The organism is Hydrogenophaga defluvii (assembly GCF_042665235.1).
Classification (GTDB): Bacteria; Pseudomonadota; Gammaproteobacteria; order Burkholderiales; family Burkholderiaceae_C; genus Hydrogenophaga; species Hydrogenophaga defluvii_A.
The window spans coordinates 1-4,578 of the sequence record NZ_JBHTBZ010000052.1 but is presented as its reverse complement, the minus strand read 5'-3'; the positions used below and the strand labels follow the sequence as shown (position 1 = coordinate 4,578).

The following is a 4,578-nucleotide window of genomic DNA, read 5'->3' as shown; positions in this document are numbered from 1 at the left end:
CGCAACCGCAACCGCAACCGCAACCGCAACCGCAACCGCAACCGCAACCGCAACCGCAACCGCAACCGCAACCGCAACCGCAGGCGCAGGCGCAGGCGCAACAGAGTCTCTACAACGCAGTCCAGTGACACCCACCCTGGATTGCTGCCAAACGTTGAAGCTCCAAGCTGCAGCAGTTCGGAGGGCCTCGGTGCTCAAGGGACAATCAGGTGCATCCCACAAACGCGCGAACCGAGAAAGCCAGCGAGCCACGACCCATTGGGTATGAGCCCCCCCAAAAGTCGGCCACGTCCGCCTCAGCCCAAGTTCTCGAACTACCTCAGGATCTGCCGTTGCCGGCGGTCCTCCAACTTCGCCACATCACTGCCCGACGCGTGACGATCAGACGTGCTCAAAAATGTTGTCAGTGATCATGTCCTGGCGCACTGGCCGCTGCAAAGCTGAGATCAACAGTTCATCAATCACGGGATGAGCCAGGCATGAACACCCCGGCAACGCCACTCAATAGACCCTGTGGATCGAGAAACGACAGATGGAACCCCACACCCACGCGCCCAAGATTAAATCGCGCCAAACAGCCTGAAAACCGCCTGCGTGCGGGTATGCATCATTGCTGCGGCATCTGGCTTTCAGACGAGCCCGCTCACATGCGTTGGGTGCGCAACATGACTCAATTTTTTTGCTGTACCAGGCAGGGCACCTGTAACTGACGCGGGGGGCTCGCAAACTCCCAGCCCGGTTCCCTTTTTGTGCGCACGCGTGTATGCGCGCGGGCGCGCGCCCCTTTTTTGGTAGCTTGCTGTTTTGAGCACATGTTTGGCTCGCTCAGTTTTGGGGATACCAATAAACACAAGGGAAAACGCAGATTTTGCGACCGCGCCGGGCCGATACGGGTTCGGTCCAGACTACGTCCACCGCCAGTATGACAAGGCCCCCGCAGCGCGGGGGCCTTTTCTTTTGGCAAAGCCCCAGTTCATGCGGGCTCCGGGCCGATTAGGGTTTCTCTGTGGGCCCTCTCTGCCCCATTTCGACCTGATTTTTCCGGCCCTTTCTCTGTGAGCCCTCCCAGCGGGTGACATTGTGGGTTTTTGAGGGCAAGCTGCTTCATCGATCATGGGCATCACCGACCGCATCAAAACCTGGGTACGGCGCATCAAACGCGACGCCGTCACGCTCTGGTTCGCCTACCGCGATCCCAGGACACCGCTGGCCGTCAAGGCCTTGTGCGCCTTTGTGGTGGCCTACGCCCTGAGCCCCATCGACCTCATTCCAGACTTCATCCCGGTGCTGGGCTACGTCGATGACGCGCTGCTGTTGCCCGCATTGATCTGGCTGGCCGTGAAACTGCTGCCGCCCGTGGTGATTGAGGACAGCCGGGCCAAGGCGAACGATTGGATGGCCCGGCATGGCCGCAAACCCACCAGCCGCATCGGCGGGGCATTGATCGTCGCCTTGTGGATGGCTGCCCTTTTGGGCGCCTGGGTGTGGTGGTCAGACCGTTGATTGAGATTGCCGTCGACGGCTTCTGACAAAACAAAGCCCCTCGCAGCCGAAGCTGGAGGGGCCCACAACAGTTAAATCCGGTGGATCAGGCGGAGGCGGTTATCCCTCAGGCGATGTCCAGAAGCTGACGCTGCTCATCCCAGTCCAGGGGCAATTGCAGCGGCACCCACTGGGTACAGACCGCCCCTTACAGCCTTGAAGCAATGACCCAACGAGCAAGGCTCCGAATCCGTTTCATTGATCCACCGTCACCTTGGCTGTTTTGATGTAGCTACCCCAGCGGTCGTATTCGCTGTTGTAGAACTGCTGGTAGGCGTTGGGTGACATCTGCTCGATCACCATCGTCATTTTTTTCATGACTTCGGCCACCTGGGGTTCTTGCAATGAAGCGGTGATCGCACCATTGAGCTTGTTGACCACGTCAATGGGTGTGCCAGCTGGTGCGAGAAAGCCCAGCCACGGCCCCATGTCGAGTTCGACTCCAAACTCCTTGAGGATGGGGGTGTCAGGGAAACCAGTCAAACGCTCCCGCGCCGTGACAGCGAGGATGCGCACCGTGCCCGCCTTGACGTGTTGGTCGGCCACCAGGACCGGCACGATGGCGCAATCGATCTGGCTGGCCAATTGCGCCTGCATCAGCGGCGCAGTGCCGTTGTAAGGCACGTGCAGCAGATCCAGCTTGGTCTTTTGCTTGAGGGCTTCCATGACGATCTGCCCCGAACTGCCCTGCCCCCAGGAGCCAAAGGTCATTGGCGCCTTGGCGTCTTTGGCCATTTGCATGAACTGACTGAAGCTGCGCGCGGGGTGCGATGCATGAACCATCAGCGCCAGTGGCGTGAAACCGATGGGCGCCACCGCCACAAAAGCCTTCTTCGAATCGTAGGGCGGCACCTTCAGGATGTGGGGCGCAATGGAGTGCGAATCGGCGGTGCCGTAAACGAGTGTGTAGCCATCGGCCGCGCTGTTGGCCGCTGCAAGACTTCCAATGGTGCCAATGGCGCCCGGTCGGTTCTCCACAATCACCGGTTGCCCCAAGCGCTGCGCCAACGACGCGGTCATGGCCCGCACCAGAACGTCCCCGCCACCACCGGCAGCCCAGGGCATGATGATTTTGACGGGCCGCGACGGGTACGCCGGTGCTTGCGCCCAGGTTGGCAATGGTGCGGCAGCGCATGCTGCGGCACCTAAGGCGAACATCGCCGAACGGCGGTTGAGGCTGTGTGTCATGTCGTGTGTCTCCTCGGAGGTTTGGTGCCGGCGGAGCCGGCGGTTGGGCTGATTCAAATGCCTTGGCCGCGCAGCCAGTCGAACAGAACCTGGGCAATCTCGTGGCTGTTGTCTTCGATCATGAGCATGTGGCCGTTGTCGCGGATACCCAGATCAGGCAACCAGATGAAGTCGGCGTTCAAGTAACTGGCAAGGGATTCGTCAACTGGGCGCGGATGGCGGGCGTCGTGTTCGCCTGTGATCACGAGGATGGGACGCGCTGCCACCACCGCGCGCTCACGCAACGCCAAGCCCTTGCCACCGATGTTGAAACGCTCGTTCAGCACAATGGGGCTCTCGGGCACCACGGTCGCCGCGTATCGGTCGAACGCATGTGCAGGAAAGCGCGGTGCATTCGCCCAGAACTCGCGCACAAAAGCTGGGGATGCCACCACAGCCTGATCCAGCGGCGAGAACACGGGGCAACCCGCTGCCTGATCAAAAGCCAGGGCAGCGACATGCTCGGCGTCCTCGGGCAACACGGGCACCAGGTTGGCGGGCGCACCGGGTGCCACGCCAATCACGGCCCGCACCAGGTCTGGCAGCTGTTCAGCCAACCACCAGGCAAGAGGTCCACCTGCCGAATGCGCAATCACGATTGCCGGGCCCACCGCAGCCAACACAGTGGCCAATGCGGAAGCTATGTCCTGCGTGCCCAGCGCCGCAATGTTTTCACGCCCGGGCGAGCGTCCGTGACATGGCCAATCCGGCACATACACATCGTGACCACGACGTGCAAACAGCTGCGCCCAACCGTCCCTTCCGTCAGGTGAGGCGAGGTAGGCCTGCCCTGTGTGAAAGCCGCCGTGGATCATGACGATCGGCAACCTCCCCACCTGGCCAGGCACGGCCTGTACATGCGCCACACACACAGGGTGGATCGAGGTACCCAGCATCAAGGTGGCATTTGACAACGTGTCACAAGGCGGGGAGGCAGTCACTTCACAAGCGGGCATGTTGATGAATTCACAACACCGGCCAGGCAACCAACGGCCACCGGATGGAGGCGAAGTGTAGCCTTATTGGTTCCATATGGAACCTATTGAAACTTGGTGTTTTCCCGGACGTGACGACCGACGAAGGCTGCGGCCGCAGAGTGGAATGGCTAAGATTCGCGCTGACGACTTGCACCACCCAACACCCCAAACATGAGCGCACGCAAGCCACTGAGCGACATCCTCCATGAGGTTGCCATTCCCTATGCCTACAAGCTGGGGTACATGATCAACAGCTACCGTGAGCCCTCTTTCCGTGCCATCGAGGCCACCCATGGTCTGACGCGACCAGAGATCCTCTCGCTGATCTTTCTGTACTACCGGGACGGGATCTCGGCCTCCGACATCTGCGATTTTTCGGGACACTTGAAGAACAACATCAGCCGGGCTGTGACTGCATTGGAGAAGAAGAAGCTGATTCGGCGCGAGACTGATCAGGACGACCAGCGCCGACAAATCATCTTCATCACCGCTGCTGGGCGGCGCCAGCACGACAGCTTCATGCCGGGACTGATCGAGCGCGAGCGAGCGATGATGGACTGCCTATCAGAAGGCGAGCGCAAGCAACTCGACAAGCTGTTGAGCAAGCTGTGCGCTCACGCGCCCGATTGGAGTCACGAGGCGCATCTCTGAGGGGCAATATGTTTGAGCTAAAACAAGGTCTCACCCTGCGTTTTGATTGGTAGTGCTGCCCGCTCAGGCCATGCCCAGCAGCTGCCTCTGCTCATCCCAGGGTTGTGTCGCAGTAAGCCGCCCAAAGACAATCAAGGCATGGCCCCACTGCATCTCCAATTGGCAAACTCGACTCTGCGCC

The 4,578-nt window shown here is 60.5% G+C and carries 4 protein-coding genes; 2 read left to right on the top strand and 2 right to left on the bottom strand.

Annotation, left to right across the window (positions count from 1 at the left end):
* The first annotated feature begins 1,113 nt into the window (after positions 1-1,113).
* Complete coding sequence (locus ACFQU0_RS16750; protein ID WP_382202780.1) at positions 1,114-1,503, top strand: YkvA family protein; 390 nt, start codon at positions 1,114-1,116, stop codon at positions 1,501-1,503.
* Positions 1,504-1,737: 234 nt separating this feature from the next.
* Here the strand turns inward: ACFQU0_RS16750 and ACFQU0_RS16745 are convergent, their stop codons facing one another.
* Together ACFQU0_RS16745 and ACFQU0_RS16740 are read right to left on the bottom strand one after the other, a co-directional pair.
* On the bottom strand, positions 1,738-2,730 hold the full coding sequence (locus ACFQU0_RS16745; RefSeq protein WP_382202779.1) for a Bug family tripartite tricarboxylate transporter substrate binding protein: 993 nt from the start codon (positions 2,728-2,730) through the stop codon (positions 1,738-1,740).
* 53 nt (positions 2,731-2,783) lie between these two features.
* Positions 2,784-3,584 (bottom strand): alpha/beta fold hydrolase, encoded by an 801-nt coding sequence (locus tag ACFQU0_RS16740; RefSeq protein ID WP_382202782.1) that lies wholly within the window; start codon positions 3,582-3,584, stop codon positions 2,784-2,786.
* Between the two features lie 333 nt (positions 3,585-3,917).
* Between ACFQU0_RS16740 and ACFQU0_RS16735 the strand changes: the two genes are divergently transcribed.
* The gene (locus ACFQU0_RS16735) at positions 3,918-4,397 is read left to right on the top strand and encodes a MarR family winged helix-turn-helix transcriptional regulator (RefSeq protein ID WP_382202777.1); all 480 of its coding nucleotides are present in this window, start codon (positions 3,918-3,920) and stop codon (positions 4,395-4,397) included.
* Positions 4,398-4,578: the final 181 nt, after the last annotated feature.